General features: G+C 57.0%; 19 protein-coding genes. 7 read left to right on the top strand and 12 right to left on the bottom strand.

All coding sequences use genetic code 11. The annotated features are described in order from the left end of the window. The first annotated feature begins 277 nt into the window (after window positions 1-277). Entirely contained in the window at window positions 278-2,164 is a 1,887-nt protein-coding gene (locus F0155_RS20925) for a tetratricopeptide repeat protein (protein WP_150526521.1), read from the top strand. 16 nt (window positions 2,165-2,180) lie between these two features. Here the strand turns inward: F0155_RS20925 and F0155_RS20930 are convergent, their stop codons facing one another. After that, window positions 2,181-3,023, bottom strand: a complete 843-nt coding sequence (locus tag F0155_RS20930) for a class I SAM-dependent methyltransferase (RefSeq protein WP_150526522.1) — start codon at window positions 3,021-3,023, stop codon at window positions 2,181-2,183. A 69-nt stretch (window positions 3,024-3,092) separates the two neighbouring features. Further along, window positions 3,093-4,277: an acylneuraminate cytidylyltransferase gene (locus tag F0155_RS20935; RefSeq protein ID WP_150526523.1), complete on the bottom strand. Its 1,185-nt coding sequence runs from the start codon at window positions 4,275-4,277 to the stop codon at window positions 3,093-3,095. Between the two features lie 272 nt (window positions 4,278-4,549). Between F0155_RS20935 and F0155_RS20940 the strand changes: the two genes are divergently transcribed. Beyond that, window positions 4,550-5,233, top strand: coding sequence for a TylF/MycF/NovP-related O-methyltransferase (locus F0155_RS20940; protein WP_208999402.1), 684 nt, complete (start codon window positions 4,550-4,552; stop codon window positions 5,231-5,233). A gap of 23 nt (window positions 5,234-5,256) precedes the next feature. Here F0155_RS20940 and F0155_RS20945 read toward each other — a convergent pair whose 3' ends face one another. From F0155_RS20945 to F0155_RS20955, 3 genes are all read right to left on the bottom strand, one after another. Continuing rightward, window positions 5,257-5,760, bottom strand: a complete 504-nt coding sequence (locus F0155_RS20945; protein WP_150526525.1) for a KdsC family phosphatase — start codon at window positions 5,758-5,760, stop codon at window positions 5,257-5,259. Then, window positions 5,760-6,710, bottom strand: coding sequence for an N-acetylneuraminate synthase family protein (locus F0155_RS20950; protein ID WP_150526526.1), 951 nt, complete (start codon window positions 6,708-6,710; stop codon window positions 5,760-5,762). The genes F0155_RS20945 and F0155_RS20950 overlap by 1 nt, the downstream gene beginning before the upstream one ends. Before the next feature lie 174 nt (window positions 6,711-6,884). Further along, window positions 6,885-7,697 (bottom strand): ferredoxin--NADP reductase, encoded by an 813-nt coding sequence (locus F0155_RS20955; protein WP_150526527.1) that lies wholly within the window; start codon window positions 7,695-7,697, stop codon window positions 6,885-6,887. 362 nt (window positions 7,698-8,059) lie between these two features. Between F0155_RS20955 and F0155_RS20960 the strand changes: the two genes are divergently transcribed. After that, window positions 8,060-9,085, top strand: coding sequence for a GlxA family transcriptional regulator (locus F0155_RS20960; RefSeq protein WP_150526528.1), 1,026 nt, complete (start codon window positions 8,060-8,062; stop codon window positions 9,083-9,085). 73 nt (window positions 9,086-9,158) lie between these two features. Here the strand turns inward: F0155_RS20960 and F0155_RS20965 are convergent, their stop codons facing one another. Further along, window positions 9,159-9,386 (bottom strand): hypothetical protein, encoded by a 228-nt coding sequence (locus F0155_RS20965; protein ID WP_150526529.1) that lies wholly within the window; start codon window positions 9,384-9,386, stop codon window positions 9,159-9,161. Between the two features lie 174 nt (window positions 9,387-9,560). On the opposite strand from F0155_RS20965, the gene F0155_RS20970 reads away from it, so the two are divergent. Then, window positions 9,561-10,001 carry an RES family NAD+ phosphorylase gene (locus F0155_RS20970; protein ID WP_150526530.1) on the top strand — a complete coding sequence of 147 codons (441 nt, stop codon included), beginning with the start codon at window positions 9,561-9,563 and terminating at the stop codon, window positions 9,999-10,001. A 38-nt stretch (window positions 10,002-10,039) separates the two neighbouring features. Here F0155_RS20970 and F0155_RS20975 read toward each other — a convergent pair whose 3' ends face one another. From F0155_RS20975 to F0155_RS20990, 4 genes are all read right to left on the bottom strand, one after another. Continuing rightward, the gene (locus F0155_RS20975) at window positions 10,040-11,413 is read right to left on the bottom strand and encodes a sensor histidine kinase (RefSeq protein WP_150526531.1); all 1,374 of its coding nucleotides are present in this window, start codon (window positions 11,411-11,413) and stop codon (window positions 10,040-10,042) included. Then, complete coding sequence (locus F0155_RS20980; protein ID WP_150526532.1) at window positions 11,397-12,077, bottom strand: winged helix-turn-helix domain-containing protein; 681 nt, start codon at window positions 12,075-12,077, stop codon at window positions 11,397-11,399. Before F0155_RS20980 ends, F0155_RS20975 begins: the two co-directional genes overlap by 17 nt. Window positions 12,078-12,258: 181 nt before the next feature. Next, complete coding sequence (locus tag F0155_RS20985) at window positions 12,259-12,609, bottom strand: PepSY domain-containing protein (protein ID WP_150526533.1); 351 nt, start codon at window positions 12,607-12,609, stop codon at window positions 12,259-12,261. Between the two features lie 106 nt (window positions 12,610-12,715). Continuing rightward, a complete protein-coding gene (locus F0155_RS20990) occupies window positions 12,716-13,480 on the bottom strand; it encodes a sulfite exporter TauE/SafE family protein (RefSeq protein ID WP_150526534.1) in 765 nt (254 codons plus the stop codon). Window positions 13,481-13,562: 82 nt separating this feature from the next. On the opposite strand from F0155_RS20990, the gene F0155_RS20995 reads away from it, so the two are divergent. Beyond that, entirely contained in the window at window positions 13,563-14,780 is a 1,218-nt protein-coding gene (locus F0155_RS20995) for a winged helix-turn-helix domain-containing protein (protein ID WP_192913859.1), read from the top strand. Between the two features lie 37 nt (window positions 14,781-14,817). On the opposite strand, the gene F0155_RS21000 is transcribed toward F0155_RS20995, so the two are convergent. Both F0155_RS21000 and F0155_RS21005 read right to left on the bottom strand, forming a co-directional pair. After that, window positions 14,818-16,221, bottom strand: a complete 1,404-nt coding sequence (locus F0155_RS21000; protein ID WP_150526536.1) for a nicotinate phosphoribosyltransferase — start codon at window positions 16,219-16,221, stop codon at window positions 14,818-14,820. A 68-nt stretch (window positions 16,222-16,289) separates the two neighbouring features. Beyond that, window positions 16,290-17,354, bottom strand: coding sequence for an NUDIX domain-containing protein (locus F0155_RS21005; RefSeq protein WP_150526537.1), 1,065 nt, complete (start codon window positions 17,352-17,354; stop codon window positions 16,290-16,292). A 188-nt stretch (window positions 17,355-17,542) separates the two neighbouring features. Between F0155_RS21005 and F0155_RS21010 the strand changes: the two genes are divergently transcribed. Both F0155_RS21010 and F0155_RS21015 read left to right on the top strand, forming a co-directional pair. Continuing rightward, window positions 17,543-17,746, top strand: a complete 204-nt coding sequence (locus F0155_RS21010) for a YgaP-like transmembrane domain (RefSeq protein ID WP_150526538.1) — start codon at window positions 17,543-17,545, stop codon at window positions 17,744-17,746. A gap of 314 nt (window positions 17,747-18,060) precedes the next feature. Further along, window positions 18,061-19,731 (top strand): formate--tetrahydrofolate ligase, encoded by a 1,671-nt coding sequence (locus tag F0155_RS21015; protein WP_150526539.1) that lies wholly within the window; start codon window positions 18,061-18,063, stop codon window positions 19,729-19,731. Window positions 19,732-19,782: the final 51 nt, after the last annotated feature.

Consider the following 19,782-nt stretch of genomic DNA (forward strand, 5'->3'; position numbering starts at 1 on the left):
ACCGCTTCCCAATGGCGTAATCAAAGCGCCAGGGCACAAAAATCTGCACAGTCTCCTGGTCGAAAATGGCCAGACAATCAACCGCCATCCAAACAGCCCGAACTGACAATCGGTTGAGAAATGGACCACTCCCGGGCTGAACAGAATGAGTTCCCCGGGATGGTCTTCTTCGCGCAATCCCCAATTAAACGGCGATTACACGAAGCTGTCTGTGAGGAAGATGGGTGGAACTTGATAGGATCGGGAAACGAATCTCGCTCCAGTCAGGGAAGACGGCATGTCGATGCGCTCCGCCGCCCAGAACACAAAACCGGCCACCACTCTGGACAAGCTGAAGGAAGGTCTCGCCCTTCAGTCCGCGGGCGACTATGACAAGGCCCAGCGCATCTACAAGCAGATCCTGAAAAAGGTGCCGAACAATCAGGACGCCTTGCATCTGCTCGGTGTCTCCTATCGGCAGCAGGGTTTTCCCAAACGCGCTGTCGACTATATCGAAAAAGCCATCCGCATTGATCCGAACCAGGGGGCATTCTACGCAAACCTTGCGCGGGCAAAGTCCGATATACCGAACATACCGGCGGAAGAGGTTCTGGAGCTTGCCGAAAAGGCTCTTGCGCTCGACCCTCGCATTCCCGAAGCGAATAACCTGAAGGCCTTGTCGCTGAAGAAGCTGGACCGGGAAGATGAAGCTCGGGAGTTGCTGGCGAAGCTGGTGAAGGTTTATCCGAACCACTCCGAAATCAATCGCAACTACGGCGTTCTGCTTCGCGATCAGCAGGATTATCAGGCAGCTCTCCAGTATTTCAGCAAGGCTTTGACCGTCCAGCCGGACGATGTCGATACCATTGCGGAAATGGCGCGGTGCCAAAGCGAGCTGAAGGAGTACCAGACCGCAGAGAACCTGCTTGTCGCCGCCCTGAAGGCGTTCCCGACTTCCGGCAAGCTGAAGCACGAGTTGGCCCGTCTTTATTTCACCTTGAGCCGCAACGCCGATGGGCTGCCCCTTGCGCAGGAAGCCGTTCGGGACAATTCCGAAGACCACCAGCGGCAGGTCACCCTTGCAGTTATCTACCTGAAGCTCGGCAACACGAAGATGGCGCTGAAGCACCTGACCGAGGCCAAACGGCTGACACAGGGCATCATCACGAATATCGACTGGAACATTTCCCTGACCTATCTGGCCATGGGCGATCTGGAAAAGGGTTGGGATCTGCACGGAAACCGCCTCGTCGGCAAGGGCGTGCCCGGCGTGGTCAAGCGGCGGTTCCCGGATCATCCGGTTTGGCAAGGCGAGGACATTTCCGACAAGACCATACTTGTCTGGACGGATCAGGGACTGGGCGACACGATCAAGGGCGGCACCATGTTGCCCGAGCTGATCGAGCGGGCCGGAAACGTCATCTTTGAAGGCCCTCCGAAAATCCTCGACTTGTTCCGCAGATCATTCCCGCAAATCACCTGCCGCTCTCCCCATGTCACGAATGACGGCAAACTGCACCCGACCAAGGAAGACTTCGACTATCAGGTCTGCAGCACGGATCTGGCGAGGTATTTCCGCAGGTCGCTGGGCGATTTCAAGACACGAAACTGGCCGGTCTACGCCTTCGACAAGGACCTGGCCTCGCGCTTTCAGCAGCAGCTGGGCGATGTCAGCGGCAAGAAGGTTGTCGGTATTGGCTGGCGGTCAAAGAACCTCGATGCTTACCGCATCCGCTACTATCTCTCGGCCCCGCAGTTCAGGCCGATCATTGACGAGCTGGATGACGTCGTGATCGTGAACCTGCAATACATGGCCATCCAGCGGGAGCTGGACTATTTCAAGCAGACCCTTTCAATACCGTTCCATGCAGTTGAAGGCGCAGACCTGTTTGATGACATGGAAGCGGCGGCCGCCGTCACCGCACTCTGCGATGTGGTTGTCTCGGTAACATCGAGTGTGGCCGACCTTGCAGGCGCTCTTGATGTGCCGACCGTGCGTTTCGGGCCTTTCGAACCGCCCTTCCTGCTCGGCCAACAGAACCCGCCCTGGTATCCGTCCATTGAATACATGATCACGGATGAGTATCGCCCGGTCGAAATGATGGTGCCGGAAATCCGCGCCCACCTGATCGATCTGTTGGACCGCACGCCAATCGAAAAGCGGGTGAACCGTCTGAAGCTTTAACAGGCGGCTTTGGGCGCTATTTCCGCGCGTAGGCAAACAGGGTGTCGGTCGCATCCATGCGCGCAAGGGACGCCGCATACGCTTCAACAAGTGCGTCGCTTTCAAGACCCGACAGCTGCGAGCGATGCCCGCCCGGCTTGCCTTCCGCCAACCATTTCAGATGATTGGACAAGGGATAGCGCTGAACGCCCTCAATCACGATATCCCGATATCCTGCAAGCTGCAGCAGGCGTTTGAGGCTTTCACGCGTGTGAAGCACAAGGTGCTGGCTCCACAAGGTGAAATTTCGAAAGGCCTCACAGTCAACACCCGACAGCAGGAAATCCCGTGCATGCGGAACTTCCACGACGAGGAGCCCGCCGCCAGAGAGCCTATCTGCTGTCTGTTTCAGAATAGCCTCGGGATCGGGAAGGTGTTCCAGAACATGGAACAAGGTAATCACATCAAAAACCGAGGACCCGAGTTGCTCGAAACCGGCATGAGCAGAGACGCCATCCGCAGCCAGTAGATCACGGTAGTCCTGCTGCAGTTCGATCCCGGCAACCGATGAAGCCAGATGGCGGGCAGCCAGAAGAAAGCTTCCCCGGCCACACCCGAAATCCAGCACGGACTTGCCCGCGATATACCGCTTGCAGGCCGCAAGCCGACGCTCCGTATCGCGCAGATCCTCAAAATCGGCTGCCCCTGCCCCAATCACGGACTGCTGCGCCTTGCGATATTGCCCTTCCTGATATTGATCATCTCCAACATAAAAGCCGTCGATATAGATGACGCCAGAGACCGTGTCCCGATAGACGGTCAACGGATCGACATCGCGGGTTCTGTGGGCATAGACCTCGCGTGTTTCGGCTGACGTCATCCCCAACCTGCAAAGAAGGTCGAATATGCTGCCGGATGGGGGTGTGGATGCTCCAGTCACGGCGTGCCTCTAGGCCTGCAAAGCGTTTCGGCGGGAGATCAGAATATCGCTCACCTCGCGCAGGACACCCTGCCCTCCGGCTGTATCCAGAATGACATTTGCAACAGCTTTTATATCGGCCTGCGCCGAACGGGGCGCGAAGCTGAGACCGCAGGAGTGCATCGCGTCCAGATCGCTGACATCCTCTCCCACATAGGCAATCTCGTGCCACTCGAAACCGGCTGTCTGCCGCCATTCATCCAGAACGCCGCGCTTGTCGAAGGGGTGGACCCGATAGGCCATGGCCAGCCGCTGCGCCCTTGCCCGGGCAATCGGGTTGTCCTCACGGCCCAACATCAGCAGCCTGATATCGCGACCGACAAGACGCTCAAGTCCGATCTCGTCGCCGCGGTTGCAGCGCAGGCTCTCGTTGCCATTGGCGTCCATGGAAATGGTGTTGTCGGTGTGAACACCTTCAAAAGACGTGATTAGCGCGCGAATGGACGAGAACTTCTCCTGTTCCGGCGAGCCTGCATAAGCCTCTGTACGGATAAAGGCCTCGGCCATGTCCCAGTCCTGGGAGGTGTCGATCTCGATCCAAGTGGAATCCAGCGGCACCAGTATCGTCTTGCCGCAATAGCGATTGCCGCTTTCCAGAAACTCCGGCACACGCATGGCATAGACAGCCCCGTTCTCACGGTAGCGGGGCGGCAGATCCTGTCGGCGCTCGCGCGGCTTGCTCGGGTCGTGGTTGATGCCCAGCGCAGACCCATCTTCGCCGACCTTCCAGTAAAAGCCGTGATCATCGACAACGGAAAGCGCGCTGGTTGCCTTTTGCTCGAGCAGCGCTTCCACCACCATGTCAACATGATGGGCTAGGGTGAACGGCGCCGTACATTGCAGGAAAACCAGAATATCCGGCGGATCGGCAACAAGTGACGGTTCGTTCTGAAGAAGGTGGATCAGCGCGGATTCGGAACTTGCCGTGGGCCCGCTCAGTTCGATCGGGCGTTCAACGCCGATTGCGCCAAAACGGCGGGCAACGGAGAGGATTTCGTCCGAGTCGCTGGAAACGAAAACCTCCGGCATGAAGCGCGAGCCCTTGGCCGCACGGATGGTGCGACCGACAAGAGGAACTCCGTTCAGTGGCCGTATATTCTTGCCCGGTAGCCCGACTGAGCCACCTCTGGCAGGTATTGCCGCAACAATCTTCATGCCGCCTCACCCTGAACCACGCTGGACGATTGGCCCAGAATCCCTAACCGAAAGGTAATGCAACCAAAATGCTAATCCTTCCAAGCAGGAGAACAAAGGCGCCAGCATGCCTTTACGTTGGAATGGAAGGCTTCATCCCCAGTATTCCGGCATCTGTGAATGTAATTGTTATTATTCGTCAGCTTCTTCGCGAAACGGCTTCCCTTCCCGAGCCCTTACAAGTCTAATTCTTTTACGGGAAGTTGAACTTCATCGACGCGGGAGAGTTGCCTGTGACTAAGAGCGAACGGCCAGCCATTCAGGGGCTGACCGCAGACAAGGTCTGGGACTACGAGAACGGTTACTTCTGGTTCTCCGATCCAACACGACTGAACAAGGCTCTGGCGCAATACGAGCTTTACAAGAAGATCGTGGACCTTCCGGGAGACATTCTCGAACTCGGCGTTTTCAAGGGTTTGTCCCTGCTGCGTTTCGCGAGCTTTCGAAACTGTCTGGAAGACCAGTCTTCGCGCAAGATCATCGGCTTCGACACGTTCGGCTACTTTCCGACCGAAAAGCTGACCACAAGCGAGGATCTGGATTTCATCCATTCCTATGTCGCGTCAGCGGGCGTTGGCCTGTCGGTCGAGGAACTGGAAGACGTGCTGCGCGGCAAGAACTTCCTGAATGTCGATCTGGTGAAAGGCAATGTATTCGAAACAATTCCAACCTATCTGGAAGACAACCCCGCCACCCGCATCGCCCTGCTGCATCTCGACATGGACGTGCTCGAACCAACGGCCTTTGCGCTGGAGCATCTTTACGACCGTGTCGTTTCCGGAGGCGTGATCATATTCGACGACTATCAGGCTGTGGCAGGTGCGACGATCGCCATAGACCGTTTCATCGCTGACAAGGGGCTGCAGCTGAAGAAGTTATCCCACTACAGGGTTCCGGCCTACACCATCAAACCCTGATGGAGGATCTCCCGAAAGGAGGTTCAGACCAGTTCATTGGAAATCAGATAATCGCTGAGTTCGCGCAAGGCCCCGTCGCCGCCGGACTTTTTCAGATGGACGTCTGAAACTGCAAGAATTTCAGGCCGGGCATTGGCGGGCGCAGCGGCCAGACCGCAGGCCTTCATGCAGTCCAGATCATTCACATCATCGCCGATGTAAATCATCTCGCTCCACTCCAGATCGTTGGAGCGACGCCACTCGTCGAGAGCCGGTAGCTTGTCCTTGATGTTATGGGCGACTTCCATCCGCAGCTTTCGTGCCCGCGCCGAAACAACCGCGTTTTCTTCCCGAGACAGGATCAGGAGCCGCAGGCCGCGCGAGCGAAGCATCTCAAGGCCCATACCGTCCGCACGGCTGCACCGCACGAACTCACGTCCGTCCTCAAGAACAAAGACAGAGTTGTCCGTATGGACCCCATCAAAGTCGGTAACGAGGGCTTTGTATCGAAGTGTCCGGGTAGCAAGGCCCGATGACCTGTCAGCCATCAGGAAACCTTGTTCAAGAGCGCCTTGCGGCGCGCGGCACCGCTCATGTCCATCCACTTGAGCTTGCGCCGCTGCTCAATCTCGATGTCGAGAACATCGGTGTATTTATGGGTCATGGCAGCACAGACTTCATCAAGACCTGCCCGCAACTGCGCCATATCCGCAGGCTCAAGGCTGGCCGAATGGTCAGTGCCCTTCCAGGCCCGGTTCAAGGTGAAGTGGCGCTCGATATAGGCAAACGGACTCGCCTCATGGCGCGCTGTTCCAGATATGCCGACAGCAGCGGCAGCCATATCGATCGCAATACCTTCGTGATGGCCGGAAAAGCCGAAGGCCTTGATCCGGTCGGTAAAGCGTTCCTGCAGACGATTGATTTCAAGAAGACAGACTTCATGGGCAGGCACCGGGTAGCCGGACGTGCAGGCGTAGACCACCAGATCCTTTGCCCGTCCCATCTTCTCATAGAAACCGATGCAGGCCTCCACTTCATCCCGCGTGGTCATGCCAACGGAAACGTGGATCTCTCCGTCATAGTGGCGACAGAGATATTCCTGAACTTCGAAATTCTGGTTGGTCGCTGACGGCACCTTGATCATCTGCGGCTTGAGCGCCGCAATCTCCTGCGCGGAAATTACATCCCAGACAGATGTTGAATAGACGATACCGTTCAGGCGGCACTCTTCCATCAGCTCCTTGTGCTGTTGAACCGTGAACTCCAGAAACTCGCGATGTTCGCCATAAGTGCGTCCATAGGAGTTTGCCGGAACCGGATGCGGAGCATCATAGACTTGGGGAGGAAGAAGGGAGCGGTTGTGGCGCTTCTGAAACTTGGCCGCCTCAACCTTGCAGTCGCGCGCAGCAATCTGGATCATCTCGCAGGCAATATCCATACTGCCCTTGTGATTGCAGCCGATCTCCGCGATGACGCTAATTCCACTTTGAGAAGTCATGTGGCGGTCTTGTCTCTTGAAGGTACACAGCAGCTCATGTGCCGAGTCTAACAGAGAGTCGCGCCAGACGGCTGCAATTAATGCACTTTTCAGCCGTTCTTTTCATGTTATCCAACGGAAGGTCGCATGGACCCTCCGTCAAATGTGCTTAGTCACAAGGTATTTTCGCAGCAGTTAGCCAACAAATGCGCGTTCAACAACGAACTCTGCTGGCTTGTTGTTGGCACCTTCCGTCAAACCTGCTTTCTCGAGCAGGGCCTTTGTGTCGCGCAACATGTCCATGGAGCCGCAGATCATGCCGCGGTCAACTGCCGGATCAAGCGGCGGCACTCCGAGATCAGTGAACAGCTTGCCGCTCTCGATCAAATCGGTGATGCGGCCCTGGAACGGATAGTCTTCGCGCGTCACCGATGTGTAGTGAACCAACTTCTCCTGCGCATATTCGCCGATCAGCGGATCGTTCTTGGTCTCCTCGACGAGGTCCAGACCATATTTCAGTTCAGCAACCTCGCGGCAGGTATGCGTCAGGATGACCTGATCGAATTTCTCGTAGGTTTCCGGATCGCGGATCAGGCTGGCAAACGGTGCAATGCCGGTTCCGGTCGAGAACATGTAGACACGCTTGCCGGGAACCAGTGCATCATGCACGAGCGTGCCCGTCGGCTTTTTCTTCATCAGAACCGCGTCGCCCGGCTGGATCTTTTGCAGATGCGAGGTCAGCGGGCCGTCCGTAACCTTGATGGAGAAGAACTCAAGCTCTTCATCCCAGGACGGGCTGGCAATCGAATAGGCGCGATAAAGCGGTTTTCCATCGATCATCAGACCGATCATGACGAATTCGCCCGAGCGGAAGCGGAAGCTCGACGGCCGTGTCATGCGGAACTTGAACAGGCGGTCAGTGTAGTGCTGAACCGACTTCACTTCTTCGACAAAAACACCGGCAGGAGCAACGGCCTGCAAATCCTCGGGCTTGGCTAGGGCATTCATATGTATCGCTTTCCGTTTTCGAAACAGGAGCACAGGATCGCTACCATGTATCACCCAAACTGCATTGACTTGAAGCAAATCGAACCTCGTTCAGGCAGCAAGGGAGAAATAACGATCTCAAAATGATCCGTCCAGCAGGTTTGCGGCAGCAATCTTCGACCGATTGACGCATTTGCTCGGACATCTCCCCCACACTCCCGACCCTTACCATCAACCCTAGAGTTATATGCAGCGCAGCATTAACATTACAGATCGAACACATCATCGGGAACGGTTTTTTGTTTGACACAATCAGAAAAAATGAACAGAATTTCTATTGAAAACAAACAATTACTGCGACTCTGACATCGGAAAGAGAATAAATGTCGGTCAACGTGAAAGAAGAACCCGGCCAAACGGTAGCACTCGTTGTGACCGACCGTTTTTCGATGATTGCCTTTTCTTCGGTTGTCGAACCTCTCCGCCTCGCAAATCGGCTCCTTGGACGGTCCTATTACAAATGGACAACCTACTCCATGGACGGGAATGCCGTGACGGCCAGCAACGGATGCCAGATCGTTGTCGACAAATCTGTCAAGGAACTTGAAGACGCTGACATTACACTGCTTTGCAGTGGACTGGATGTCGAACGTCTTCCGCTCGACCCTGACCTTGGAAAGCGTCTGCGCCGCCTCAACGCAATGGGCAGGACCTTTGGCGCGGTATGTACGGGCGCCTACCTTCTGGCACGCTATAATCTGCTGGATGGACGGCGGTGCACAATCCATTGGGAAAACCTGCGCTCCCTGCGCGAGGAGTTTCCCGATGTGGAAGTCACTTCTGACATCTTCTCGATAGACCGCAACTGCATAACCTGTGCAGGCGGTATGGCATCGCTCGACATGATGCTGCGCCTTGTGGCCATTCAGCACGGGGCCTATCTGGCGCACGAGATTTCCGAAACCGCGCTCTACCAGAACATGCGCTCCGGCGAATCTGCCCAGCGCCATGACATTGAATCACGTACTGGCATTTCCAATGCCAAGATCCTCGATGCCATCCGCATCATGGACCTCCACATCGAAGACCCGCTAAGCTGCCAGCAACTTGCAATGACGGTGAGCCTGTCTCCCCGCCAGCTGGAACGTCTGTTCCGCCGTCATTTCAATTGCACCCCGGGCCAGTATTATCTGCGCCTGCGACTGGAAACGGCGCGCGACCTCCTGCGCCGGACCAGTCGCCCTGTGCTGGATGTAGCCCTTGCCTGCGGCTTTGCCTCTACCTCGCATTTCACCAAGTGCTACCGGGAGCGGTTCCTCTGTACACCGACAGAGGAGCGCCAGACCTATCAATGGGCCAACAAGACCCAGAATGGCCCGACACGCCCTGCCCGCGTGACAGCCAAATAGGTGATCGGCCAATACAGAATCAAAAACGGGAGCCAGACGGCTCCCGTTTTTTGTCGCTTGACCCTGTGCCGGATCAGGCCGCGTGTTCCATATGTTCAGGGGCTGAATGATGGGCCTGACGCTGATCCCGGTTCTTCGAACGGCTCCACAAGTTTTCAACCATGCCTACCATCGAGTTTGCGCAGGCAGCCAGAAAGCCGATGCCGATAACGGCAATCCCGAAACCAAAGGCAATGGGCATAATCACCAGCCCAACCATCAATCCGGCAATCATGTAGATCGTCTGTTCACGCTTAGTCATGAGAGGTCTCCTTGTTCTCATCCAATCTCTTGATGATCCTGATGTAGAACTCCCACATGTCGAACGCCTGTCCGCAAGCTTACAAAATTGTCAGAAATGGTCTGGCAGCAGATGCATCCCAAGTCTGAAACTGGTACTTCCTTCAAGATTCAAGCAAAACGCGATTTTCTCATAATGAGCTTCCTCACCTTCAACGGACCTGTCTGGCGACTTCTGTCGAAAGATCTGCTGGATACACCTTCAGCTCCGGCAAGGGCGCCTGCGGGTCGCTTTCATCATTCGGGCCAGGTTGCCGCTTATGCCTCCCTCAGTGCCGAGGGAACGCATGTTGCGATCAAGCGATATCTGGCAGATGGCGTAGAGCGGGTGTTGGTGCCCATGTGGCTGACAGCCGATCGCGTGGCCGATCTGCGAGGAAACCGATCAGCCAGCATTGTCTGGCAGGATATTCACGAGGAGGGCAGGCCCTCCCCGACATGGGAATTCTCGGACAGGGCGCGAGCGGCAGGCGCACAGGCCCTGCTCTACTCCTCGCGCTCTCGGCCTGACCTTTCCCATGTGGTGGTTTTCGAACCGTATTGTCTCAGCTTGGTGAACCCGACCACTGACGCTTGAGCGGTATTCCCGCGGACCGGAGTGGCGGGTCTCCCTCCTCACGCAAAATCGATGCGAACCGTCAGCCCGCAAGGCGTCTGCGCTCTTGTGTCGGACAGACTGACCCGGGCCTTGTGAAGCTGGGCAACCGACTGGACAAGTGCCAGTCCCAGGCCGAAGCCGCCACTTGACCTTGCAGCATCGAGACGCACAAAGGGCTCCATCACGCGTGCCTTGTCTGCATCCGGAATTCCGGGACCTTCATCCGCCACCTCAATGGAACGCCCTGAAACCCCAATGCGGATTTGCCCGCCCGGCGAACTGTACCGCAGCGCGTTCTCGATCAGATTGGCAAGCGCCTGTTTCAAAAGCGCGGGATCCGCCCTGACAATTGACGGGGACTGAGGCACCGAAAGCTCGAAGCCGAAGCCGCTATCCTCAATCACCGCGCCATAGGCATCGGCAAACTCACGAGCAAGCTCGCCAAGATCGAGATCTTCGAAGCGCTTGTTGTGTGCACCCGCATCCATCCGGGCGATTTGCAGAATGGCGTCAAAAGTGGAGATGATACGATCAATCTCCTCAAGCGCCTTCTCCGCATCCGGCAGAGCCTCGTCTTCGGAAACACTGGCTTCCGCCAATGTCTCAAGGCGTGCGCGAAGCCGGGTCAGCGGCGTTTTCAGATCGTGCGCGATATTAACGGACAATTCCCGCGTCTGGCGCAGAAGAACCTCCAAACGCGCGGTTGTTCCATCCACATGTGCGGCCAGATCACTCAGGTCATCGGCCCGTCCAAGGGGGCCGACACGCGCGGCAAGATCACCTTCCGCAATCTGATCCAATGTCCGGGAAATCTTGCGTATCCGTCTCTGGGCTGCAAAGCCGAAACCAACGCCCGCACCAAGCGTCAACAGAACCGCCGCGCCTCCTGCCGCCATAAAGGCACCCGGCAGCAACTCTAAAATGTCTTCAGACGTATCCCACCTGCGGCCCACGACAAGAACACCGCCGGAGACATTTCCGGCATGCACCCGCCATTTGTCGTGATCATCCTTCTTGCCGCCCGATTGAAGAACCAAGGTTCGGGTTCCCAGCCGGTTGAAAGCATCCGGCACCGAAAGCCCGGTCATGCGCCCGTCAGGACTTTTGAATGCCGCGAAATAAATCAGATCATCCGAGTGGCGCGGATCCGCCATGAACTCGAACTCCTCTTCGAGATCATCATGGTCATCGTTCGATTTGACACGTTCTGCGATCGTGTCGAACCGCATCTTCAGATCGTCATCCATTTGCTCCTGCAAAGCATCCACCAGCAGGAGATTGGCAAGAACCCCGGACGCGAGAAGAATGAGCACAAACAGGACCGAAAGTGCCATTGCCAGACGAAAGGCACTGGACCGAAACAGCCCGATAGCCTCAGCTTTCAATGACATAACCCGCACCCCGCACCGTTTTGATGACGGTATCGCCGAACGGCTTTTCGATCTTGCCTCTCAGGCGACTGATATGGGTTTCCACCACGCTGGTCGTTGGATCAAAGTTCATGTTCCAGACCTTTTCCAGCAACATGTTCCGGGTCTGAATGCGCCCATTGGCCCGAATGAGCGCCTCCAGCAACGCGAATTCCTTGCCGTTTAGATCAACGTCCTGCCCGGCACGCGAACATTTGCGCTTGAGAAGGTCCAATTCAATATCGCGCACGACAAGATGGGTTTGTTCCGAAACGCTCCCCGCTTGCGCCGGCCTGCGGCCCAGTGCCGAAACTCGCGCCCTCAACTCGCTGAACGCAAAAGGTTTTGTCAGATAGTCGTCGCCGCCTGCCTCAAGTCCCTCAACCCGGTCATCGACATCGCCCATGGCAGTCAGGAACAGGACCGGCGTCGCCACCTTGGCAGCCCGCAGCGCCTTCAGCACAGACAGACCGTCAAGACCCGGTGTCATGCGATCCAGAATGAGCACGTCATAGAAATTCACCGTGCCTGCCGCCAGTGCCTCACGGCCATCTTTCAGCCAATCGACAACATGCCCTTCGCGCGACAGGCCGTCATATACCCACTGACCAATTTCGGCGTCATCTTCCAGAACCAGCAAACGCATCCTGCCGCCTTTTCATTCTTCTCGTCTTCATGCCTTGTTTGATGCCCGACCGGAGCCCCTGTCGTCAAACCCGCAAGCACATCAAATCCTCAAGGTCGCCAATCGCACCGGATGCCCGCGGCCCGGAGGGAAAGCCGGACCGCAGGTCATCAGGGTTTCAGGTCTTGTTGCGACAATCGGCTTAGTTGTCCTTGCCATCCCGGTCATCGTCATCATCGTCGTGCTTGTCGTCATCCAGTTTCTTGGCAAGGATCTGGCCGGATGCGGCATCGATTTGCAGTTCCACTTCACCGGTCGCAGATGCCACTTCGACGTCATAGACCAGAACGCCGCGTTCATTCTCCAGCTCGATTTCGGTCACTGTCCCGCTGACTTCGCCCAAAGCGATGTCCGACGCCTGCTGGATGGAAATGCTCGCCTTGGACGGGTCGATCGGGCCGTTGTCCTTCGAATCCGCCAGAGCTGCGCCAATGCCGGAAACACCGATAGCTGTCAGGGAAGTGGCGATCAGGATGTTGCGAATGGTTTTCATGTCTGTCTCCTTTGTCTCTCGGCTTTCGTCTGCCGATGACAATGAGATAAACAGCCAGCCTCACACCCACCGGTCGCGAGACATACATTTTTGTAAACTAGGTTTTTTAGGCTGTGTGGCCGAGCATGACCGGAAGACCGGTGGCAAGCAGGTAAAGCCCAAGTCCCAGAATTGTCGCCAGAACCACCCGCCGGAACGCCTTGTCACTCAGCCCCTTGCGAAAGCGTTGGCCAACATAAACCCCGATGAATGTCGGAAGCATCATGACGATAGACGGCCCCAACTGGTCCGCCTCAAGATAGCCGACGCGCGATAGGGACAGCCACAGAGCGACGGTGGAGATCAGAAACAAAAGCCCCATCGCCTGCACCAGTTCGTCCCGGTTGAGGCCGAGCGACTGAAAATAAATGACGCCTGGAAAATTGAATGTTCCGGTCAACCCGGTGAAAAGGCCGTTCAGCAGGCCGAGCGGGACTGCGAGCCAGCGTTCCGCCGATGGTGACAGCCGCGGCTGCAATCCGGCAAGCCCCGGCAATGCATAGAGAATGAAGAGGCTTCCAAGCAGGGTTTCGGACCAACCATCCTGAAGGCGGGTCAGAACCAGCGCCCCCGCCCAAACGGTTACCGCAGCTAAGACCAGAAACAGCCAAAGCCGCTTCACAAGAGCGGACAAATAGCCTCCTGAAAAAGCTTGCCAGAAATTGGTGACCAGTGACGGCACAAGAATGAGAGTGATGGCTGTCTGATGCCCCATGATGAGGGTAAGAAGGCCGAGACTGAGCGCAGGAAGACCAAAGCCGACCAGCCCTTTCACCAAACCGGCAACGACAAAGATCAATCCTGCAACGAGGAAGACATCAGGAAATTCCATGACCGCAGGCTAGAAGCGAATTGACGTAAAGAAAAGCGGTTTTCGGATTGCGAACAAAATAGGAACAGTGTTAGCTTTTGCCATGACTCGCACATCCCTTCCCCGGCTCGACAATCGCCAGGCCCGCCATCTGTTTCTCGACAAGCACGGCCTTGCGGAGACCCCGAAGGGGCCTGCCAAGGGTGAAGACCTTTTGAATGTCATCCGGCAGATCGGGTTCGTTCAGGTGGACAGCATCAACACGGTCGCTCGTGCCCATCACATGATCCTGTTTGCCCGCCGTCCCGCCTACAAGGAAACTGCGCTCAAAAACCTGCTGGAAAAGGACCGCGCCCTGTTCGAGCATTGGACCCATGATGCGTCGATCATTCCGACCGAGTTCTATCCCCATTGGCATCTGCATTTTAGGCGTCATCGGGAGCGGCTGGCTGAGCGCTGGCAGAAATGGCGCCGCGACGGATTTCTGGACAAGATCGATGGCGTCTTGAAGCAGATCACCGAAACAGGCACCTGCACCTCCGGCGATGTTGGCGAAAATGAACAACGCAAGAGCGGCGGCTGGTGGGACTGGCATCCGTCCAAGACCGCACTTGAATATCTCTGGCGAACGGGAGAACTGGCGGTCTGCCACCGCACCAATTTCCAGAAGGCTTATGATCTTTCCGAGCGGGTGATTCCGCAGGACATTCGATCCAACGTGCCACACGAGGCGGAGACAATCGAATGGGCAGCCACAAACGCCCTTGCCCGCCTCGGCTTTGCAACATCCGGTGAAATCGCTGCGTTCTGGGACCTGATCACACCAGCCGAGGCAAAGGACTGGTGTCAGAAGGCTCTTGCCGTCGGCAGGATTATCGAAGCGGACATCGAAATGGTGCCCGGTCAAAAACCGAGACAAAGCTTCCTGTTTCCCGAAACACTGGACCAGTTGGCGGATCTTCCGGAACCAACGTCACGCGTGCGCATTCTGTCCCCCTTTGATCCTGCACTGAGAGACAGAAAGCGCGCCGAGCGCCTGTTCGGCTTTCACTATCGCATCGAGGTGTTTGTGCCGGAGCCCAAGCGGCAATATGGCTACTACGTCTTTCCGGTTCTTGAGGGGGCTCGCCTGATCGGGAGGATCGACATGAAGGCACTCAGAGCCGAAGATCGACTGCATGTCCGCGCCTTCTGGCCGGAACCGGGCCTGCGCACTTCAAAGGCGCGTTTGAAAAAACTGGAAGCCGAGCTGGACCGGATGGCTCGTTTTGCAGGCTGCTCCACCACGACTTTTGAAGACGATTGGCAAAGGTCCGCCTGACCGAAAGGCCAGACGGACCTTTGCCGTTCAAAGCCGCTCAGGAAACCCGAGCAACCAGGGCAGCCTGCGAGCGTTCGCGCACCTCTGCAAAGGTCGTTTCATCAAGCAGCTCGCCATTGCGGAACACAGGCTTCAAGAGCGAAGCCGCTTCATTTGAGGCGTCCAGCGCCTTGCTCACCAGCTGGCCACCTTCTTGCACCACAACCTGACGACCGGCTTTCGACGCCTTGCGGGCATCGGTTTTCGGGGCCTTGTTGACGTCCACCCAGCTACCATCTGCTGTCTGCATGGCGTTTGCCTTCATGGCAAAGCTGAGCGTGTCACGGTTGACCTTCTGCAGAAGACCTGCCCCCATGCCGAAGGCCATGTTGTCCAGCGACCAGCCTCCCGCGATCATCTTGTCGACCAGCAGCTTGATGGTCGACAGGGTCATGCCATCCCCCTGGATAACGCGAACGGCGTCATTCAGGACGCGGAAACCCTTGGCGTGTTCACGCCCGCCAAAGCTGTTCCAGAGGCTTTCCAGAACCTTCAGCGGTGTTTCAACGGGGTCACCGCTGTCGGGTCGGACCACGATGGTGCCCTTGCTGGCCAGAACCTTGTCCTTCAGCTCCTGCCCCCAGATGGTGTCCACCGCGTGGAACAGGTCGTAGCTGTCGGAGACCACGGCCACGAGTTTGCCCTCGCCTGAGAACTGGTCCAGCATGTTGGCAAAGGCCTCCCGCTCACGATTGGGGCCCCAGCTTGTCATGGTCGAGTGCTCAGCCGCCGGAATGGAGTAACCCGGCACATCGCCACCATAGAACGTCATGGCGGCGCCAAGGGCTTCCATTGTGTCCGTTCCGGCGAAGTTCACCAGATGCGCCATGCCACCCAGAGCCGCGCTTTCTGCAGACGAGACACCGCGCGCACCAAAGTCATGCAGTTTGAAGGGAACTTGCGCATCCGGCGCTTCCGAGGTTTTCAAAAGCCCGGCGTAGATGATCTCCTTGCACTTGAACGACAATGTCGCTACAGTCGAGGGATACCATATCGCGCGCAATAGACCCGTTTCGATCCAGGTTGTCAGCCACGGAAAGCGGTCATCGGTGCTCTGCAGCTGGATGAGCGGAACCCCGCTTGGGACAACATCGCCCTCTTCAAGAGCGGAGATTTCGAGCGGAAACAATCCGCCATGCTCCTTGAGGATGATCTCCCATCCTTCACGATTGAACGGCTCTCCGTGTGCCCGGCAGATTGCTTCTGCCTGTTCGATATCGCTGCGGGTGATCGGCTTTGAAAGCACGTCTTTCAAGAACGCCTGCAGACCGAAGAACAACACTTCCTTCGAGAAGTCGTTGGGACGCGCCTCGACATAGGCCGAAATGCGCCGCGCCTCGGGCGGGTATTGCAGGAAGTGGGATTGCTTGTAGCTGTCTACAGCCAAAAGTGGATTGGTCATATGAACTCCTCACACGACGGTTGGAATATGCTGCAAGGCTCCCTCGCAGCCAGAAAACGGAAAGCCGATCAAAGATCAACCATGAGATTGATGATCGACCAGTGATCCTCGAAAAACAGCTCCGGCCTCAGATCGCCGAGCCTGTACCAGTTAGCTGCCCGCGCATCGTCGCTGCCAGTAACCTCAAACAGCTGACGCCGATCCGGCAGACGAAACAGGTGGGCGTGGGTGATGATCCGCGCCCGCAAGGACCGCTCCGGATGGTCGAAGACACGGGTCTTTCGATCATCGATGAACGAAGCCAGCATCGCCGGCGGGATTTCCCCTTTTTCATCGCGAATACGGGTCTCTTCGCGAAGCTCGCGGACAGCGGCATTGCGCACCGTTTCATTCGGGTCCAGAAACCCGCCCGGTATTGCCAGAAGGCCCTTGCCCGGCAAGCGCCCGCGCTCAACGAGCAGAATATGCCCGGACTGGATCACCACGGCATCGGCAGTGACAAACGGCCCACGGCCCCACTCTGTCGGGTAGGAAGCCAGATATTCCGCCTCTTCCAGAAGCCCACGGAATGTCTCCGACATCTTGAACGTATCAAGCCAAGCCGCAACCTCATCGGACACGACAGTTTTGGGCACGACAGGAATGCGCTGAAAGAACTGTCTGCGAATATCCGTCGATGAAAACGTACCGTACTGACTGTCCAGCTGAATGTTGTCCCACTCGGGAAAGAGCTTCAGGTAATAGCTGGACCGATCCTTGCCATATCCGGTCAGGGCAACACTCACATCCCGCAGCCCATGCAAGCCGATGCCTCCACCGTTTTGCAGGTCCAAAATGGTTTCATCGACGCATCGCTGCACTTCGGCACACCATGCCGGATCGGAATAAAGGTGATCGGCAACGGGACGCAGTACCAGTCGTCCGGTTGTTATCTCGTGCCTGAAGACATGCTCGAACATTTCCACCCGCTCTGCATAAGTGAACGGGTTGCGCGGATCGCGCGCCGTGCGGGCAGATCCAACGAGAACGATGAGAGTAGAAACCCGCTCAAGCGCGGACCGGATGACGGCTTCATGACCGCTATGAAGCGGCTGAAAGCGTCCTATGAAAACGCCATAGTCAAAATCGGACATTCGAGACTCCCTCGAAAGAAGGGAACGCTGAACTCCTCAGCACCTCCTTGATATTCTCGAACTGAGCATAAGGCAAGCAAAAATGTCGCAGCGTCAGAATAGCTTCACGTTTTGCGGAGCCGGACCATTTCCACTATCAAAGCACAATTAGTTTCATATAATCGAAACTATAAGAAATGGAGGTCCAAATGTCGACTGAACGTCTCGTCTTGTTGCTTGTCGGTGTCGTTGTTCTGGCCAGTGTTGCCCTTGCCGTCATCGTCAACATCAACTTCCTCTGGCTCACCGGACTGATGGGGCTGAACCTCATTCAGGCCGCCTTCACCGGAACCTACCCCGGTGTGTTCGTCTTGAAAAAGCTCGGCCTCGTCGGCAAGACCGAAACAGCCTGACGACCAGCAAACGCAGGAGGAATGCCTGAAGAGCGCCTCCTGCCGACGCCCACTCCCTGAAGCTTTCAATGCTCGCGGACCAGTGAGTACCGCATACTCAGAATTGTTTCCTCGACTTATTGCCACCTCGGCAATTCACATTCGATCCGCAGCCGACTAGGCTGATCGCCTACAACAAGAATGCCCGTCCGGGCCTGCCGTCGCATCCCGCCCTGCAGGCGTCGGTTTCAAGACGATTGCGCCCCCCTTTTCTCGCCTAGCTTCGAGGAAATCAGGTTCGGTCGGTCCGGGCCAAGAATGACGAGGAAACATCCATGGCGAGTGACATCGAAATTGCCCGCGCGGCAAAAATGAAGCCGATTCAAGAGATTGCGGCTCGGTTGAACATTCCGGACGATGCCCTGATTCCCTACGGAAAAACCAAGGCCAAGGTCTCCGGCGACTTTCTGAAGACACTGGACTCGCGCAAGAACGGCAAGCTGATTCTCGTCACCGCGATCAATCCGACACCAGCAGGTGAAGGCAAGACGACGACCACGGTTGGTCTCGGTGACGGCCTGAACCGGATCGGCAAGAACGCCATGATCTGCCTGCGCGAGCCGTCCCTTGGCCCTTGCTTTGGCATGAAGGGCGGCGCAGCTGGCGGCGGCAAGGCACAGGTCGTGCCGATGGAAGACATCAACCTACATTTCACCGGCGACTTCCATGCCATCACATCGGCGCACAATCTCCTGTCCGCGCTGATCGACAACCACATCTACTGGGGCAACGAGCTGGGCATTGACCAGCGCCGCGTCGCATGGCGCCGCGTTCTCGACATGAACGACCGCGCCTTGCGTGAGGTGGTGTGCTCGCTCGGCGGTGTCGCCAACGGCTTCCCGCGTGAAGCCGGGTTCGACATCACCGTGGCCTCCGAAATCATGGCGATCCTTTGCCTCGCCGCCAGCCTGGAAGATCTGCAGCGCCGCCTCGGTGACATCATCGTCGCCTATCGCCGCGACCGCACAGCTGTCTATGCCCGTGATCTGGAAGCTGACGGCGCAATGACCGTTCTCCTGAAGGAAGCAATCCAGCCGAACCTCGTGCAGACACTGGAAAACAACCCCGCCTTCATCCATGGCGGTCCGTTTGCAAACATCGCCCATGGCTGCAACTCGGTGATGGCGACCCAGTCCGCACTGAAACTAGCTGACTATGTCGTGACCGAAGCCGGTTTCGGCGCAGACCTTGGCGCGGAGAAGTTCTTCGACATCAAGTGCCGCAAGGCGGGTCTGTCCCCGGACGCTGCGGTCATCGTGGCAACCGTTCGCGCCCTGAAAATGAATGGCGGCGTTGCCAAGGAAGACCTTGGTGCGGAAAACGTGGCAGCTGTTCGCAAGGGCTGCGCGAACCTTGGTCGCCACATCGAGAACATCAAGCAGTTCGGCGTTCCTGCAGTTGTTGCGATCAACCACTTCACTGCGGACACAGAAGCCGAAGTTCAGGCTGTGAAGGCCTATTGCGCCGAACTTGGCGTCGAGGCGGTCCTCGCCTCCCATTGGGCAAATGGCTCGGAAGGCACCGCCGAACTCGCAACGAGAGTTGTCGCTCTGGCCGAAAGCGGAGCATCCCAGTTCGCGCCGCTTTACGAGGACGACCTTTCCCTGTTCGAGAAGATCGAAACCATCGCCAAGCGCATTTACCGCGCAGACGAAGTCATTGCCGACAAGAGCGTGCGCGACCAACTCAAGCGCTGGGAAGCCGATGGCTTTGGCAAGCTGCCGGTCTGCATGGCCAAGACCCAGTATTCCTTCACGACCGACCCGGCTGTGCGCGGCGCTCCGACCGGACACAGCGTTCCGGTTCGCGAAGTGCGGCTGTCAGCAGGTGCTGGTTTCATCGTGGTGATCTGCGGGGAAATCATGACCATGCCGGGCCTGCCGCGCGTTCCGTCGGCCAATCACATCAAACTGGACAGCCAGGGCCAGATCGAAGGCCTGTTCTGATAACAAGAACAATCCTCCTCCAAAAACTGAATTGGCGGGCCAAGTGCCCGC

It is taken from the genome of Roseibium sediminis (genome assembly GCF_008711325.1).
In the GTDB taxonomy this organism is placed as follows: Bacteria; Pseudomonadota; Alphaproteobacteria; order Rhizobiales; family Stappiaceae; genus Roseibium; species Roseibium sediminis.